Source organism: Actinoplanes sp. NPDC026670 (assembly GCF_040638175.1).
Classification (GTDB): domain Bacteria; phylum Actinomycetota; class Actinomycetes; order Mycobacteriales; family Micromonosporaceae; genus Actinoplanes.
Map to the genome: position 1 here is coordinate 236,252 of NZ_JBEZXU010000004.1, position 15,868 is coordinate 252,119.

The following is a 15,868-nucleotide window of genomic DNA, read 5'->3' on the forward strand; positions in this document are numbered from 1 at the left end:
ACCTTTCAAGATCGGAACGCGCCGACGTGTCCGGCGCCCACCACGGCCGCGCTGTGCACCGCGGAGAGACAGAGGCCGAGGACGGTACGGGTGTCGCGTGGGTCGATGACGCCGTCGTCGGCTCGGCTCGTGTCGGCAGACGGCCAGCTGAACCGGAACCGGGGCTCGTCGGTGCGCTCGCCGGTCACGTCGCCGACCGTGAGAACCAGGTGCGGGACAGTCGATCGGGCTATCGCGTGCGCCATCGGGGCGTCGTGCCTGGTGTCGTGCTCCTCCTCGGCGGGCGTGCCGATGTGCCGCAGGAACAGCACCGGGGTCGCCGTGGTGTTCGCCATGTGCAGGAAGTGGACGACCTTCTGCGCCTCGGCCGCCGAACACGACCGGACCGGGCCGGCCAGCACTCCCAGCGGGTATCCGTGCAGCTCACCCCACCCGGCCACCATCGCAGCGCCGTGGCCCGGCTTGAACTCGTCGAAGTCGCTGTCGTCGAGCAGCCGGGCGAACACCTCGCGTGGCTCGAACGCGGCCGGCTCGGCGGCGGCCAGGGTGAGCAGGCCCTCCGGTCCGTGCCGGGGTGGGAGCGGGCGGCGGGTCCGTGGCTGTGGCCCGAGCTTGCGCCAGTTCAGCCGGCGGACGCACTGCCGGGCCAGGCGCAGCCCGTCCCGTTCGTCCTCGGCGAGCTGGTCGGCGGGTCCGGTCGGGCCGGCCGGCACCACCGGGGTGGCCCGCACGTCCACGCTCGCGTGACCGTTTATCGGCTGCGGGTGGATCGTCAGCACCTTCGCGTGACCGCGTACCCGGATCGTGTAGTCGGAGAGCGCCGGCAGATAGGCGGCGTCGCCGGTGGTGGCGCCGAAGACCACGCAGATCGACGGGACCAGGTCGGGTGGGAACAGTCCGCCGGCCGAGCCGCTGTCACCGGCCGACTCGACCAGGTTGATCAGGGGCAGCCGGTTCATCGTGGCGATCGCGGTGGCCCGCCGGATCTTCTCGGCGGTGTACGGGTTGACCGCCCCCTCGTCGACCGTCGGATCGTTCGCGACCACGACACACTCGACGCCCTCGACCACACCGACCCCGGTGACCACACTGGCACCGACCGGGTACTCCGAGCCCCACGCCGCGACCGGGCACAGCTCCAGGAACGGGCTGTCCTGGTCGAGCAGCATCTCGATGCGTTCCCGGGGCAGGAGCTTGCCTCGCGCGTGGTGCCGGGTCACGTACTTCTCGCCGCCCCCGGCCCGGGCGTCGTCGAGAGCGGACTCCAGCGCGGCGAGGCGTTCCAGGGTGGTCCCGCGCCCCTCCAGATAGGCGGGGTCACGCGGGTCCAGCGTGGTGTCGAGCACGGTCATCTCGCCACACCCCTGCCTGCCTTCAATGCCGCGCCCTCTCCTGTCCGTACCGATGCCTCTCGGCCACCTCCGTAACGAGTGGCCGAGGTGATGCGACACGGACCGGTGGAACAGCACGACTAAGGGGCTGTCCGGTGAAGGACAGCCCCTTGTGAAGCGAAGGTCAGACGCGCGCGCGGCGCGCCAGGCGCTCCGGGTCGAGGATGATCACGCTCTTGCCGTCGAGGCGGAGCCAGGCCCGCGAGGCGAAGTCGGCGAGCGCCTTGTTGACCGTCTCCCGCGAGGCGCCGACCAGCTGGGCCAGCTCCTCCTGGGTGAGGTCATGGGTCACCCGCAGGACGCCGCCGTCACGGGTGCCGAAGCGGCCCGCCATCTGGAGCAGGTTCTTCGCGACGCGACCGGGCACGTCGGTGAAGATCAGATCGGCGAGCGCATCGTTGGTGCGGCGCAGCCGACGGGCCAGGACGCGGAGCAGCTGCTCGGCGATCTCCGGCCGGTTGTTCAGCCACGGGCGCAACGACGACTTCTTCAACCGGGCCAGGCGGCTGTCGGTCACCGCGGTGGCGGTGGCCGTACGCGGCCCGGGGTCGAAAAGGGAAAGCTCACCGAGCATGTCGGAGGGCCCCATGATGGAAACGAGGTTCTGCCGGCCGTCAGCGGCTCGGCGACCGAGCTTGATCTTGCCGGACAGAACGATATACAGGCTGTCGCCGGCCTCGCCCTCGTTGAAGACCACGTCGCCCTTGCGGACTTCGATCGTGTCCATCTCCTTGGCGAGCGCCTCAGCGGCTTCCGGGTCTACACCCTGAAAGATTCCGCTCCGGGCCAGTACCTCATCCATCGCCGCACCTTTCGAAAACGCGCAACGTCTGCGCTCGATCAGTCTAGGCGCACGCGGGCGGGAAACGGGCGGCCACCCCTTGATCCAGATACTGGACGGTAACCAGAAATGCTCTGACCGCTAGTGACAATTCAGCGGTCCGGGCATATCAGGACAGGCCTTTCGTCTGTCGATCCCGCTTGCGGGACGACGGTATCGTCCTCGTCGATGAATTCGCACCCCCGGACCCGCCATAAAAACCGGCCCCTCCTGACGGCCGGTATTGCTACTTTCGTCCTCTTTAGTGGTGCTTTGGGGGGATGCGGGCTCGTCGGTGGCGACTCCGATCCGGTCTGGAATCCACCCGCTTCGTCGCAGCCCGCGGCCGGCGTCAGTGGAAAACCCGTGCAGGAGTCCACGACCGTCGAGTCGATCAGCCTCTCCGCGACCGGCGACATCATCATGGGCGACGCGCCCAACAAGCTGCCGGCCAACGACGGCGAGGGCTTCTTCGACTCGGTGACCGAGGCCCTGAAGTCCGATTTCGTCATGGGCAACCTGGAACAGCCGCTCACCGGCGACACCGGCACCTCCAAGTGCGGCTCGCCGAAACGGCCCAACTGCTTCGCCTTCCGGTCGCCGCCGAAGTACGCCGACCACCTCAAGGAGGCCGGGTTCCAGCTGCTCAACACGGCCAACAACCACTCCAAGGACTACGGGACGCAGGGCTACCAGAACACCGTCGACGCCCTGGAAGCGGCCGGGCTGGAGCACACCGGGGCCGAGGACCAGATCACCGTGGTCGAGGTCAAAGGGGTCAAGGTCGCGGTGGTCGGCTTCTCGCCGTACGCGGGCGCCAACAACCTGAACGACCTGGACGCGGCCGCGACCGTCGTCGCCAAGGCCAAGGACGAGGCCGATCTCGTCGTGGTCCAGGTGCACATGGGGGCCGAGGGCTCCGACAAGACACATGTGAAACCGGGCAACGAGCTGTTCTTCGGCGAGAACCGGGGCGACCCGATCAAGTTCAGCCACACCGTCATCGACGCCGGGGCCGACCTGGTCGTCGGGCACGGACCACACGTGCTCCGGGGCATGGAGTTCTACAAGGGCAAGCTGATCGCGTACAGCCTCGGGAATTTCGCCGGCGGCGGCCGCACCCTGTCACGCAACGGCGTCCTCAAGTACTCCGGCGTGCTGCACGTGTCGCTCACCAAGGACGGTGAGTACGTGGAGGGCCGGTTCGTCTCCACCTACCTCAACGACGCCGGCGTGCCGACCTGGGAAAAGGGCGACGACCGTGGGCGCAAGATGGTCGCCGAGTTGTCCGAGGCCGACTTCGACGACACCGCGGCGGTCATCGGGACCGACGGCAGCATCAAGCCGTCGGCGTGAGCGGCCGACGTACTCTTTACCGGTGACCCGACCCCGCACCGCGACACTCGCGCCCCAGCGCTTCGCGGGCGAGACGGAGCTGGGCCGTAAGCGCCGGGCCCGCAAGATGGCCCGGGTGCTCGCCGAGACCCATCCCGACGCGCACTGCGAGCTCGACTTCACCAACCCGCTCGAGCTCGCCGTCGCGACGATCCTGTCCGCGCAGACCACCGACGTGCGGGTCAACCAGGTCACCCCGGAGCTGTTCCGGCGCTACCGGACGGCGGCCGACTACGCCGCCGCCGACCGTGCCGAGATGGAGACGCTGCTCCGGCCCACCGGCTTCTTCCGGGCCAAGACCAACTCGCTGATCGGGCTCGGCCAGGCGCTCCTCGACCGGCATCGTGGTGAGGTCCCGCGCAAGCTCGATCAGCTGGTCAAACTGCCGGGGATCGGGCGCAAGACGGCCAATGTGGTGCTCGGCAACGCGTTTGGCGTTCCCGGCATCACCGTCGACACCCACTTCCGGCGGCTCACCAACCGCTTCGGCTGGGTCGACGAGCAGGACGAGGTGAAGATCGAGTTCGCCGTCGCCGGCATGATCGAGAAACGCGACTGGACCATGCTGTCGCATCGGGTGATCTTCCACGGGCGGCGGGTCTGTCACTCGCGGACACCTGCGTGCGGGGCGTGCACGTTGTCGAGCATGTGCCCGTCGTATGGGACCGGGCCGACCGAGGCGGCGCCGGCGGCGAAACTGCTGAAGGGTCCGCGGGCGCGCGATCTGGCGGCGGCTGCCGGGGTGGATCCCGATCTGGTCCCGGCCGCTGAGGTCGTGGCCTCGGAGGAGCCGGTCGTGGCCCCGGAGGAGCTGTGAGACGGCTTCTTCCGGCCGTTCTGGCCGGCCTTGCGCTGGCCGGGTGCACCGCCTCCGTCGAGGAGCCGGAGGTGCCGTCACCGTTCGCGGCCTGTGACGGCCTCACCGGCGGGACGGTTTCCGAAATTCCCGACATCTCACTCCGGTGCTTCACCGGCGGCGCCGAGGTGCGGCTGCGTGACCTGCGCGGCCCCGCAGTGATCAACGTCTGGGGCTCCTGGTGCGGCCCGTGCCGCGAGGAGCTTCCGGTCATGCAGGGCCTCGCCGACCGCGCCGACGGCCGGTTCACCGTCATCGGCGTCGACACCCGCGACGACCGTGCCAAAGCCGCCGACTTCGCCACCGACCGGAGTGTCACCTTTCCGACCCTCTTCGATCCGGAGCAGCGGTTCATCGGTGGGCTCGGTGTGACCATGCTGCCCGCCACCGTCTTCATCAACGCCGATGGGGAGATGTATGTGCATCGCAACGCCATGGACGTCGATCAGTTGATCGAACAGGTGCGGAAACAGTTCGGCGTTACGGTGGCCCGATGAGCCGGGGTGAGGTGCTGGGGCGGCCGGACGGACTGCCCGACTGGTTCGAGCCACTGCTCACCAGGGTCGCCGAGTGCCGCAGCGAAGACTTCACCATGCTGCGCCGCCCGGTCGGAGCCGGCGGCCGGTCCAGCGCCGTCCTGGTCCTGATCGGTGAGGACGAGGACCGTCCCGGCCACCCCGACCTGCTGATCCTTCAGCGGGCCGCGACCATGCGCAACCACGCCGGCCAGCCCGCGTTCCCGGGCGGCGCCACCGACCCGGACGACGCCGACGCCCCGGCCACCGCCCTGCGCGAGGCCAACGAGGAGGTCGGTCTCGACCCCGCCTCGGCCGAGGTGCTGGCGCTGCTGCCGGACCTGTGGATCCCGGTGAGCGGATTCGTGGTTAGCCCGGTTCTCGCCTGGTGGCGAAAGCCACATCCGGTGCATCCGTTGCAGCCGGCCGAGGTCGCGCACGTCGACAGACTGCCGATCAGTGAACTGGCCGACCCTGCAAACCGTATCCGGGTGCGACATCCGAGCGGCTGGATCGGGCCCGCGTTCCAGGTCCGGGGGCTGCTCGTCTGGGGTTTCACGGCTGGGGTGATCGCTGCGTTGCTGGACATGGCCGGTTGGGCGCTGCCCTGGGAGCCGGGCCGCATAGTCGAACTTCCGGACGCCACCGCCCCCGTTCCGGCCGCCCGCGGCGGTGCGCCGGATGAGGTGGTGCCGTGAGATGGACCCCGACTTCTACGCTGAGTGAGTGCCCGTGGTCGATATTTTCCTGATCGTGGTCATGGTGCTGTTCGCGATCAGCGGATACCGCCAGGGCTTCGTCATCGGCGCGCTGTCGCTCGGTGGCTTCTTCAGCGGTGTGCTCATCGGTCTGCAACTCGGTCCGCTGCTGGCCCGCCAGTTCGAGAACGGCACGGTGCGGCTGGTCGTCGCGCTCGGCGTCATCCTCGTCCTCGCGGTTCTCGGCCAGACCCTGGCCGGCTGGCTCGGCACCAACCTGCGGCAGGTCATCCAGAGCAAGCCCGTGCAGTACCTCGACGACGCCGGCGGCGCGCTCGTCTCGGTGATCGCGGTCCTCTTCGCGGCCTGGCTGGTCGCCGTCCCGTTCGGCTCGACGCCGTTCCCGGCGATCAACGCGGCGGTCCGGGACAGCGCGATCCTCGGCGGGGTCACCGAGCTCGTGCCCGAGGAGGTGCGGGCCCTCTCCTCCGGGCTGCGCGACACGCTCGACACCAACGGTTTCCCGGACGTCTTCGGCGGCCTCGCCCGGACCCAGGCCCGCGAGGTGGCCGCCCCCGACCCGGCCCTGGCCGGCTCCAAGGTCGTCAAGGACTCGAAGAGCTCCGTCCTCAAGATCCTCGGCTCGGCGCCGAGCTGCTCCCGCCGCATCGAGGGCACCGGTTTCGTCTACGCCACCGAACGTGTGATGACCAACGCGCACGTGGTCGCCGGAACCCGCGAGGTGGTGGTGGAGAGCGACGGCCGCCAGATCGAGGGCAAGGTCGTCGTCTACGACCCCAAGCGTGACCTGGCCGTTCTCTACGTGCCGGGTCTCAAGGCCCCGGTGATGAACTTCGCCCGCAAGGAAGCCGCGACCGGCGCCAGCGCCATCGTCCTCGGCTACCCGCAGGACGGCCCGTACAACGCGCAGTCCGCCCGGGTCCGTGACGTCGGCGACATCACCGGCCCGGACATCTACGAATCGGGCGACGTCACCCGTGACATCTACACGATCAAGTCGCTGGTCCGCAGCGGCAACTCAGGCGGCCCGCTGATCGACCCCAACGGCGACGTCCTGGGCGTGATCTTCGCCGCGGCGGCCGACGACAAGAACGTCGGCTTCGCCTTGACGGCCGACGAGGCATCGTCGGTGGCCCAGACCGGCCGGGCAAACACCCGAGAGGTCCGAACAGGCGAATGCGCCTAAACCCCCCATATTGTACGGCCACAACTCCCACAACCGCCCCCACACCCTAAAGCGGTAACGCCTTAAGACCCTCCACGCCCAGCCGCGACAACACGCACCCGGATGTGCGAAGTGGGGCTGTCAGCCTGTGGTTGCGGCGAAGCGGCGGATGGTGATTGCGGCGGCGATTGCTGACAGCAGGAACAGGGCGATCGCTATCCAGCGGGCCGTCGGGGAATCGGCCGGCTCGGGCTTGGCCGGGGCGGCCCACCCGCCGACGTTGCCACCCGGTACCGCCGGGGCGACGCCCGTCGGCTCGACGCTCTGCTGCGGCGCCGACTGGGCCTGGCCGGACGCCGGCGCGCTGCCGAACCGTGCGATCCCCGGCGACGGGGTGTTGTCGAGCGGATTGCCGGTGACGAACGGCACGTCGGCGGTCAGCGCCTTCACCGGGTCCAGGAGACCGAAGCCGAACTCCGGGTCCCGCCCGGGCTCGCCACGGTCCGAAGCGGTCCGGATGATCCGGTTGACCACCTCGGGCGCGGACATGTCGGGCCACCGGGACCGGATCAGCGCTGCCGTCGCGGCCACCATCGGCGCGGCGAAACTCGTGCCCTGCACCCGCCAGTAGCCGTCCGGACGGGCCCCGACCAGGTCGGTTGCGGGCGCCGTCACCACGGTCTCCTTACCCCGGATGGAGCCGGTCCAGAGCCCTTCGCCGTCACGTTCGGTGCCGCCGACCGCGATCACACCGGGTTCGCGAGCCGGATACCAGACCCCGTAGTTGGAGGTCTTCGTCGTGCTCGTGCCGGTCGCGTTGCCTGTGCACGCGACGACCACGACGTCCTTGGCGAACGCGTAGTCGATGGCGGCCGCGAGTGTCGGGCTGGAGCCACTGCCGCCGAGCGACATGTTGATCACCTTGGCGCCGTTGTCGACCGCCCAGCGCACACCTTTGGCCACGATCAGCGCGTCGTCGTAGCGGTTGTCCTCGTCGAGCACCCGTACCGGAAGAATCTTGGCTTTGGGAGCGATGCCGACGACGCCGGCCTGATCGTCGTTGCGGCCCGCGATGATCGCCGAGACCGTCGTGCCGTGGCCGACCGGATCGCTCTCGCCGGAGTCGGTCTTGCGGTCGACCAGGTCGATGCCGGGCAGCACCTGACCCTCCAGGTCGACGTGGTGGGCGTCGACGCCCGAGTCGAGGACCGCGACCGTGACGCCGGCGCCGTCCGAATAATTCCACGCGTCGGTGAGGTGCAGCGCGTCCAGCTGCCACTGGTCGGCCCGGACGTTGTCACCGTTGAGGACCGGCTCGGCCAGCGGCGGGGCCGCGGTGGCGCCGGCTGGGACGCCGAACACGAGAAGGCCGGCCAGCGCGGCCGCCCCGAGGCGCCGGCCGCGGCTCGAGGCCGCGGAACTGCGGAGGGTGCCACCCCACGCGGCCGGTCCGGCCGGGTTTCGATGCTCACTTGTCACGGGTCGGCGTCGCCATTCTGAAGACGGTCGGTCGTGGCTTCGGTCAATCGCTTCGGGGTCGGTCGGGCGCGTCGTCAGTCGATGGAGGGAGATTACTCCCTCGTACCGGCGTGTCGCTGTGGTCCGTCCCGCTCAATCGCACCGGTTGTCTGTCCATTTACCGCGATCGACGAAGGGTGGCCGTCAGTCACGGAACGGTGGCACGTGCGCGACCTGGATCAGGCGGGTCCCCTCACGGCGCGTGATGAGGCGTCCGCGACCCGGTGGCAGAGGGTACGGCTTGACGTTCCCGATGAGCGCGCCTTCGTCAGGCGAACCGGACATCACCAGGCCGGGCGCCGACAACTCGCGCAACCGCTGGATCACCGGCTCGTAGAGCGCCCGCCCGGCCCCGCCGGAGCGCCGGGTCAGCACCACGTGCAGGCCGATGTCCCGGGCCTGTGGCAGGTACTCGACGAGCGGCGTCAGCGGGTTGGTCGGCCCGGCCACCACCAGGTCGTAGTCGTCGACCAGGACGAACAGCTCCGGCCCGGTCCACCAGGAGCGTTCCCGCAGTTCACGGGCGGTCACGTCGGGTCCGGGCAGGCGCCGCTGCATGTACCCGGCGGCGGACAGGATCAGATCCTGCGTCTGCTGGGCCTGCATGCCGTACCCGATGCGGTGTTCGGATTCCGGCAGGTCCATCAGGCTGCGCCGATAGTCGACCAGGATGATCCGGCACTCCTCCGGCCGGAACCGCCTGGTCAGTGTGGTGGCGATCGACCGCAGGAACGACGTCTTGCCGGACTCGGCGTCGCCGAACAGCAGGAAGTGCGGGTCGGAGGCGAAGTCGATCTCGACGGGTCGCAGGTCGGCCTCGGCGATGCCGATCGGGATCCGCAGGCCGCTGCCGCGGTCCACTTCCAGAGAGGTGTACGGCACAGCCGCCGGCAACAGGCGCACCCGCGGGGCGGGCTGCCCGTCCCAGGCCGTCGCGATCGACTTGACCAGCGCCGGAGTGTCGCCGATCGAGCTGACCTCGGGCCGGACCGTGAGCAGGTGCAGGCCCTTGGCCCGGTCGGACGGGTGCGGGATCATGCCGCGCCCGGGCGCCTCATCAGGCACCGACTCGGCCGCGCGCCGGGCGATGATCGAGTCCGACGGGTCGCCGAGCCGCAGTTCGAGCCGTGAGCCGAAGAGGTCGCGCATGGCGGGCCGGAAGTCCATCCAGCGGGAGGTCGCGGCCACCAGGTGGATGCCGTACGACAGGCCGCGGGTGGCCAGGTCGGTGAGGACCGGCTCCAGCTCCTCGAACTCCTTGCGAACCGTGCTCCAGCCGTCGACCACGATGAACACGTCGCCGAACGGATCGTTGCCACCGCCCGCACGTCGGCTGCGGTAGGCCGCCATCGACTCGACCCCCAGCTCGGCGAACCGGGCCTCCCGCTCGGCGAGCAGGGTCATCATCTCGCCGACGGTACGGCGTACCCCCTCCGCCTCCAGCCGGGCGAACACCCCGCCCACGTGCGGCAGGTCGCGCAACGTGCCGAGACCGCCACCGCCGAAGTCCATGCAGTAGATCTGCACCTCGGCCGGGGTGTGGGTGAGCGCCAGCCCGCACACCAGGGTGCGCAGCGCCGTCGACTTGCCGCTCTGCGTGCCACCGACCACCGCCACGTGCCCGGCCGCGCCGGCGAGCTGGAGCCACATGACGTCGCGGACCTGCTCACGTGGCTTGTCGATGACCGCGATCGGCACCTGGAGGCGGTTGTGCAGCGCCGGGTTGGTGAAGGTCAGCCCACGACCGGGCGTGACCCCGACCGGGCCGAGCAGCTCGTCGAGGAGCGCCGACTCGTCCAGCGGCGGCAGCCACACCTGGTGCGCCGGCGGCCCCTGCCCGATCATCCGCTCGATCATCACGTCGGCCAGTTTCGGCCCGTCGTCGTCGGCCTGCTGCACCTGTTTCGGCGCGGACGCCGGCGCCGCCACGTGCTGGGTGGTCCACGGCAGCACCTGGACCCCACCCAGGTCGGCGCGGCCACCCGATCGGCCGGCCCGGCGCACCGGACCACCCACGTAGGCGGCCTTGAACCGGATCAGCGGCTCGGTGCCGAACTTCATGTAGCCGTTACCGGGGGAGCGGGGCAGCTCGAACGCGTCCGGCACACCGAGCACGGCCCGCGACTCCAGGGCCGAGAAGGTCCGAAGCCCGATCCGGTACGACAGGTGCGTGTCCAGACCACGCAGCCGCCCGTCCTCGAGCCGCTGGCTGGCCAGCAGCAGGTGCACGCCGAGCGACCGCCCGAGCCGGCCGATCTGGAGGAAGATGTCGATGAAGTGCGGCCGTTTCTCCAGCATCTCGGTGAACTCGTCACAGACCACGAACAGCGTCGGCAGCGGCGCGAGCGGCGCCCCACCGGCACGGGCCTTCTCGTAGTCGAACTGTCCCGCGTAGTTGCCGGCCTTGCGCAGCAGCTCCTGCCGCCGGCTCAGCTCGCCCTCCAGCGCGTCGGCCATCCGGTCGACCAGGGGCAGCGCGTCCTCCAGGTTGGTGACCAGAGCGGCGGTGTGCGGCAGCCGGTCACAGGCGGCGAACGCGGCGCCACCCTTGAAGTCGATCAGGACGAAGTTGAGGATCTCCGACGAGTGGGTGGCCGCCAGTGCCAGCACCAGCGTGCGCAGCAGCTCCGACTTGCCGGAACCGGTCGCGCCGACGAGCAGGCCGTGCGGACCCATGCCCTCCTGCGCCGACTCCTTCAGGTCCAGTTCGACGGGCATGCCGTCGTCACTGACGCCGATCGGCACCCGCAGCCGGTCCCGGTGCAGGCGGGCCGGCCAGCCGCGGCTCACCGAGAAGTTCTCCGGATCGGGGATGCCGAGCAGCTCCGGCAGGCCGGTCTCGGTCGCGGCCGGGGTGTTGCCACCGGCATCGGGCGCGGTCGCCAGCCGCAGCGGCGCCAGCCGGCGGGCCACCGCCTCGGCCTCGTCGACGGTCAGCCCGTCGGCCCGGCCCGCCTCGCTCTCGTGATCCATCGTCCAGGTGCCGAGCACCCCGTCGGTACGGACTTCGAGCACCAGCGACGACCGGTCCAGCAGCCGGGGCGGCATGGTGTCCAGGTCGAGCACGGTCAGGCCGTCCAGGGCGTCGTCCAGCCGGGTGGTGGCCGGCTCCGCGCCGTCGACCACGACCAGCACGTGCGGGGTGCTCCCGCCGCCGCCACCGGGATGGAACCGCGGCCGGGACCCGATCACCTGCTCCAGCAGCGCGGCCAGGCTCGGCTCGTCACCGGCCACCAGCCGGACCGGGCCGAGCGCATCGGTGAGCGCCGGATGCTGGGCGTGCGGCAGCCACTTCACCCACTCCCAGTAGGCCCGGGCGTCCCGGCCGGCGCAGACCGCGATCACCAGGTCCTCCGGGGCGTGGAAGACGGCGAGCTGGGTCAGCACCGCCCGGACCAGCGCCCGCGGCCCCTCGGCGCCTGGCGCGTCACCACGCACGTACACCCGGGCGAAACCGCGCAGCGACATCGCCACCGGCAGGTCGGGCACCACCGAGTACGCGTCGAGGAACCGGCGCAGCGCACCGGCGGTCATCGGCTCCAGCTCGTCCAGCGGCCGGGTCACCGGCGGGACCAGCGGCGTCGCCAGCGTCTGCGGGCCCAGCCCGACCCGTACCACTCCGAAATCGGGGTCGCCGGGACGGCGCTCCCACACCCGGTGGCTGTCGGCGGTCGACCACAGCCGCTCCGGATCCGGATGCCGGTAGAGAAGTCCCAGCCGCTGCATCCGTGCGGTCTCCCGGACCCGTTTGCGCAGCGAGGCCAGATGCCGCAGATATTCGCGGCGGGCGGCCATCATCTCGGCCTTGCGCGGCGCACCCGAGGCACCGAACGAGGTCATCATCATGGCCAGCGAGGAAACCCCGAAAAGACCACCGATGACGTACGAGTACGCGCCCCCGCGCCCCTGACCCATCATCATCGCCATGGCCATTGTGCCGCCCAGCATCGGCAGCGCCATCAGCCACTGCTGCCAGCGCGAACCGGCGGCCTCGGGGATCTCCGGCGGCGGCTCGACGGTCAGCTGCCCCTCCGGGATCTCCGGAGCCGGTCGACGGGCCGCCCGCTTGATCATCACGGTGCCCATCCCGCCCCCTTGAACTCCGGCTCCGGCCGCCCCGCCAGATCTCGGGACTTCACGACCGGCCCACTCTAGGTAAAGTTCCGTCGATCCCGCAGCCTCGTCCCGGGCGATGTGCACAACCTCCGGTCCAGGCTGTGGACGAACGGAAGGACTACCAGGTGAGCGTCGGTCTGGCCCGCGTGACCATCAGCGCGCCGCAACGGCGGGTCGACGTGGCCCTCCCCGAGCAGGTGCCCCTGGCCGAACTTCTGCCGGAGGTGCTCCGGCACGCCGGCGAGGGCCTCGCCGACGAGGGCGAGCGGCACGGCGGATGGGTGCTGCGGCGCGGCGACGGCGTCGCCCTGGCGACCGCTCAAGGCCTTCATCCCCAGGGTGTACGCGACGGCGAGGTGCTCCACCTGGTCCCGGCCGGTGAGGAGTGGCCGGAGCTCGAATACGACGACGTGGTCGAGGCCATCGCCGAAGGGGCCCGGCGGCGCGGAGGCGTGTGGACCCCGGCCGCCAGCCGTACCGCCACCCTGGCCGCGGCCGCCGTGCCGCTCGGACTCGGCATCCCGGCTCTGCTCGCGGCCGGCTCCGGCGGGGTGCCCGGGGTGGTCGGGCTCGGCGTTGCGATCCTTCTCACTCTCGTCGGGACGGTCGCCTCCCGGGCGTACGGGGACGCCCGCGCCGGCATCGCGCTCGGCGGATACGCGCTGCCCTACGCCTTCGCCGGCGGCGCCCTTCTGATCACCTCGTACGGAACCGGCGGCGTCCTCGCCCCGGTGCCGTGGATGGGCGGGCCGGAACTGCTCGCCGGCTCGGTCGCGGTGCTGCTCGTATCGGCGCTCGCCGGCGCCGGAGTGGCCGCTGGCACCCGGTTCTTCACCGCCGGCGTGACGGTCGGGCTGCTCGGGGCGATCACCGCGGCCACCGGGCTGTTCACCACCGCCGCCGGTGGCGCCGCGATCCTGATCTCGGCGCTGGTCTGCGGGATCGGCATGCTGCCGCTGCTCGCGGTGCGGTTCGGGCGGACACCACTGCCGCCGATCGCTCTGCCCCCGGGCGCCGAGTCGGTCACCGACGAGACACCACGGGGCGGGGCCGACCCGGTTCGCCGGCTGCCCGAACGCGGTGCTGTGTTCGCTTCGGTGGCCCGTACCGATGAGCTTCTGGCCGGCATGCTCCTCGGCCACGCTGTGCTGGCCGTCGGCGCCTTCGCCGTGCTCGCCACCGCCGGGACGCTCGCGTCCCGTGCGTTGATCGCGGTCAGTTCGCTCGCGCTGCTGCTGCGTTCGCGTCTCTTCGTCACCCGCCGCCATCGGGTGCCGGTGCTCGCCGCCGGCCTCGCCGGTGGTGCCGCCCTCGGTGTCGACCTGCTCACCGGCGCCGGCGACGCCCTGCCCGTGGTGATCGCCGGGGCCGTCCTGGTGGCGCTGGTCACCGTCGTCGCCGGGGCCCGGTACGCGGATCGGCCGCCGTCGCCCTACCTGGGCCGGGCCGCCGACATCGTGGACGCCCTGATCGTCGTCTCGGTCATCCCGGTCGCGTGTGCGGTGACCGGCCTCTACAGCGCCGTCTCCGGCCTGACCTGATCTGCTCGTGATACGACCGCACCTGCGAGGCCCAGGGCCCCGCAGGTGCGGTCGTCAGCGGTTCGCGGGAGCTTGCGGTCAGTGCTCGCCGTGCTCGCCCTCGGCCTGGGCGGCTTCCTCACGCTTGAAGGAGGCGCGGATCTCGGCCTCGGCCTCGATCCGGCCGACCCAGGTCGCGCCCTCGACCGACTTGCCCGGCTCCAGGTCCTTGTAGACCTGGAAGAAGTGCTGGATCTCCAGGCGGTCGAACTCGCCCAGGTGGTGGATGTCGCGCAGGTGCTCCTGACGCGGGTCCTCGAACGGAACGCAGATGACCTTGTCGTCGCGGCCCTTCTCGTCGGTCATCCGGTACATCCCGATCGCGCGGGCCCGTACCAGGCAGCCGGGGAAGGTCGGCTCCTGGATGAGCACCAGAGCGTCCAGAGGGTCGCCGTCCTGCCCGAGGGTGCCCTCGATGTAGCCGTAGTCCGCGGGATACTGTGTCGCGGTGAAGAGGGTCCGGTCCAGCCGGATACGTCCGGTCTTGTGGTCCACCTCGTACTTGTTGCGCTGCCCCTTGGGGATCTCAACCAAGACGTCGAAATCCATTATTCGCTCCCCTTTTGCTTGCCCGCTTGAATAGACCGGTGGTCCGCCGGGCGGGGAAGCGGGGCGTGGAAGCAGGGCCCGCAGGATCCGCGCGCAACGGTGTGCCGGATGTCGCTAGTCTCCCCTAAGTCTGACGCCACGGGCGAGGAGGGGCGTGTGACGAGGCAAGATTCACATGACGGTCCGGAGGAACACGGCGTGTCGGGTTCGCAACCGACCCCGGAAGAGGCTAGGCGAACGACCGATTCGTCACCCTCAACCTCGACATTGCCTGACAATTCGGGCAACGTGGATGAGGTGCGCCCGGATGTGACTTCGTCGCCCGGTGGTGTAGCCGTCCCTCCGTCGATGGGTGACGCCCGCCGCCCTTTCCCGTGGCAGCAGGACGATCCGTCCCCGTCTGCCCCGCCTGAGCCCGCAGTCATCCCGGCCACCGACACCGGCGCACCTTCGGCGCCCTCATCGGCCGCAGCTCCTTCCGCGCCCGGTGCCACTGCGGCGCCGGCGCCCGCGGCTGACACCGTTTCTACCGGGCCTGCGCCTGGTGGAACCGATGCTTTGCCGAAGGTTCAGCCTTCCGCGGTCAGCCCTGTTCAAGGCCCGGCCTCCACCTCTCCGTCGCCTTCGACTGGGGCGGCTGCCGGATCGCAGGCGCCGGCGGCCGGACAGGCTGCCGCTTCGAGTCGGCCGGTTCCGGGGCGGCTTCCGCTGACCTTCCTTCCAGGAGTGGTGCCCGGCTCGGTGCCCCCGGCAGTTTCGCAGCCACTGACCCCGACTTCCGCTGCACAAAAGCCCATATCGTCAGAAACGGGCCATGCGCAGTCGGCTGCGCCGGAGCAGGCGACGCCTCCGGCAAAGCCCGGCCCGGCGGCCCCGACTCCACCCGGCTCTGCCGCCGCGCCGTCATCTCCCTCAGCATCGTCATCTGCTGCCGCGCCTTCGCCTGCCTCCGCACCGGTGTCTGCATCCGCATCTGCCTCCGCGCCTGTGTCTGCATCCGCGCCTGTGTCTGGGGCGGCGTCTGTGCCGGGCGCGGCGATCGGGCCGGGGGAGTCGTCGGCGTCTCAGCAGACGCCGCGGCCGATTCCTGGTCAGCGGTCTCCGGCGCGTGGCAGTGCTTCGGTTCAGGGGGCCGTGTCCCCGGTCTCCGCTCCTGGTCTGGCCGGTCCGGCAGGTGCTGGAGCGGCGGGTCCGGCCGGGTTCGGGACTGGAAGTGCATCCGGACCGGGTGTCTTCTCCTCGCC

At 70.7% G+C, this 15,868-nt stretch carries 11 protein-coding genes; 6 read left to right on the plus strand and 5 right to left on the minus strand.

The features are described 5' to 3' along the window. Window positions 1–5: 5 nt before the first annotated feature. Both AB0E94_RS06145 and AB0E94_RS06150 read right to left on the minus strand, forming a co-directional pair. Complete coding sequence (locus AB0E94_RS06145) at window positions 6–1,352, minus strand: carboxyl transferase domain-containing protein (protein WP_360323142.1); 1,347 nt, start codon at window positions 1,350–1,352, stop codon at window positions 6–8. Between the two features lie 163 nt (window positions 1,353–1,515). Beyond that, window positions 1,516–2,193, minus strand: coding sequence for a Crp/Fnr family transcriptional regulator (locus AB0E94_RS06150; RefSeq protein WP_014447921.1), 678 nt, complete (start codon window positions 2,191–2,193; stop codon window positions 1,516–1,518). A gap of 207 nt (window positions 2,194–2,400) precedes the next feature. Between AB0E94_RS06150 and AB0E94_RS06155 the strand changes: the two genes are divergently transcribed. From AB0E94_RS06155 to AB0E94_RS06175, 5 genes are read left to right on the plus strand one after another with little or no spacing between them, the layout of a single operon-like run. Beyond that, window positions 2,401–3,567 carry a CapA family protein gene (locus tag AB0E94_RS06155; RefSeq protein WP_360323144.1) on the plus strand — a complete coding sequence of 389 codons (1,167 nt, stop codon included), beginning with the start codon at window positions 2,401–2,403 and terminating at the stop codon, window positions 3,565–3,567. Window positions 3,568–3,589: 22 nt separating this feature from the next. Next, a complete protein-coding gene (gene nth, locus AB0E94_RS06160; RefSeq protein ID WP_360323146.1) occupies window positions 3,590–4,423 on the plus strand; it encodes an endonuclease III in 834 nt (277 codons plus the stop codon). Further along, window positions 4,420–4,959, plus strand: coding sequence for a TlpA disulfide reductase family protein (locus AB0E94_RS06165; RefSeq protein WP_360323148.1), 540 nt, complete (start codon window positions 4,420–4,422; stop codon window positions 4,957–4,959). Before nth ends, AB0E94_RS06165 begins: the two co-directional genes overlap by 4 nt. Then, the gene (locus tag AB0E94_RS06170; RefSeq protein WP_360323150.1) at window positions 4,956–5,675 is read left to right on the plus strand and encodes a CoA pyrophosphatase; all 720 of its coding nucleotides are present in this window, start codon (window positions 4,956–4,958) and stop codon (window positions 5,673–5,675) included. Before AB0E94_RS06165 ends, AB0E94_RS06170 begins: the two co-directional genes overlap by 4 nt. A 28-nt stretch (window positions 5,676–5,703) precedes the next feature. Continuing rightward, window positions 5,704–6,882, plus strand: a complete 1,179-nt coding sequence (locus tag AB0E94_RS06175) for a MarP family serine protease (protein ID WP_360323152.1) — start codon at window positions 5,704–5,706, stop codon at window positions 6,880–6,882. 120 nt (window positions 6,883–7,002) lie between these two features. On the opposite strand, the gene mycP is transcribed toward AB0E94_RS06175, so the two are convergent. Together mycP and eccCa are read right to left on the minus strand one after the other, a co-directional pair. After that, the gene (gene mycP, locus AB0E94_RS06180) at window positions 7,003–8,223 is read right to left on the minus strand and encodes a type VII secretion-associated serine protease mycosin (protein WP_360323262.1); all 1,221 of its coding nucleotides are present in this window, start codon (window positions 8,221–8,223) and stop codon (window positions 7,003–7,005) included. A 300-nt stretch (window positions 8,224–8,523) separates the two neighbouring features. Beyond that, window positions 8,524–12,465: a type VII secretion protein EccCa gene (gene eccCa, locus AB0E94_RS06185; protein WP_360323154.1), complete on the minus strand. Its 3,942-nt coding sequence runs from the start codon at window positions 12,463–12,465 to the stop codon at window positions 8,524–8,526. 155 nt (window positions 12,466–12,620) lie between these two features. Between eccCa and eccD the strand changes: the two genes are divergently transcribed. After that, a complete protein-coding gene (gene eccD, locus AB0E94_RS06190) occupies window positions 12,621–14,036 on the plus strand; it encodes a type VII secretion integral membrane protein EccD (RefSeq protein ID WP_360323264.1) in 1,416 nt (471 codons plus the stop codon). 78 nt (window positions 14,037–14,114) lie between these two features. Here the strand turns inward: eccD and AB0E94_RS06195 are convergent, their stop codons facing one another. Continuing rightward, window positions 14,115–14,624, minus strand: coding sequence for an inorganic diphosphatase (locus AB0E94_RS06195; protein ID WP_317789739.1), 510 nt, complete (start codon window positions 14,622–14,624; stop codon window positions 14,115–14,117). Between the last annotated feature and the right edge of the window lie 1,244 nt (window positions 14,625–15,868).

Coding starts and splice junctions, on each gene's coding strand:
- AB0E94_RS06145 (WP_360323142.1), bottom strand. CDS start 1,352: ATGACCGTGCTCGACACCACGCTGGACCCGCGTGACCCCGCCTATCTG.
- AB0E94_RS06150 (WP_014447921.1), bottom strand. CDS start 2,193: ATGGATGAGGTACTGGCCCGGAGCGGAATCTTTCAGGGTGTAGACCCG.
- AB0E94_RS06155 (WP_360323144.1), top strand. CDS start 2,401: ATGAATTCGCACCCCCGGACCCGCCATAAAAACCGGCCCCTCCTGACG.
- AB0E94_RS06170 (WP_360323150.1), top strand. CDS start 4,956: ATGAGCCGGGGTGAGGTGCTGGGGCGGCCGGACGGACTGCCCGACTGG.
- eccCa (WP_360323154.1), bottom strand. CDS start 12,465: ATGGGCACCGTGATGATCAAGCGGGCGGCCCGTCGACCGGCTCCGGAG.
- AB0E94_RS06195 (WP_317789739.1), bottom strand. CDS start 14,624: ATGGATTTCGACGTCTTGGTTGAGATCCCCAAGGGGCAGCGCAACAAG.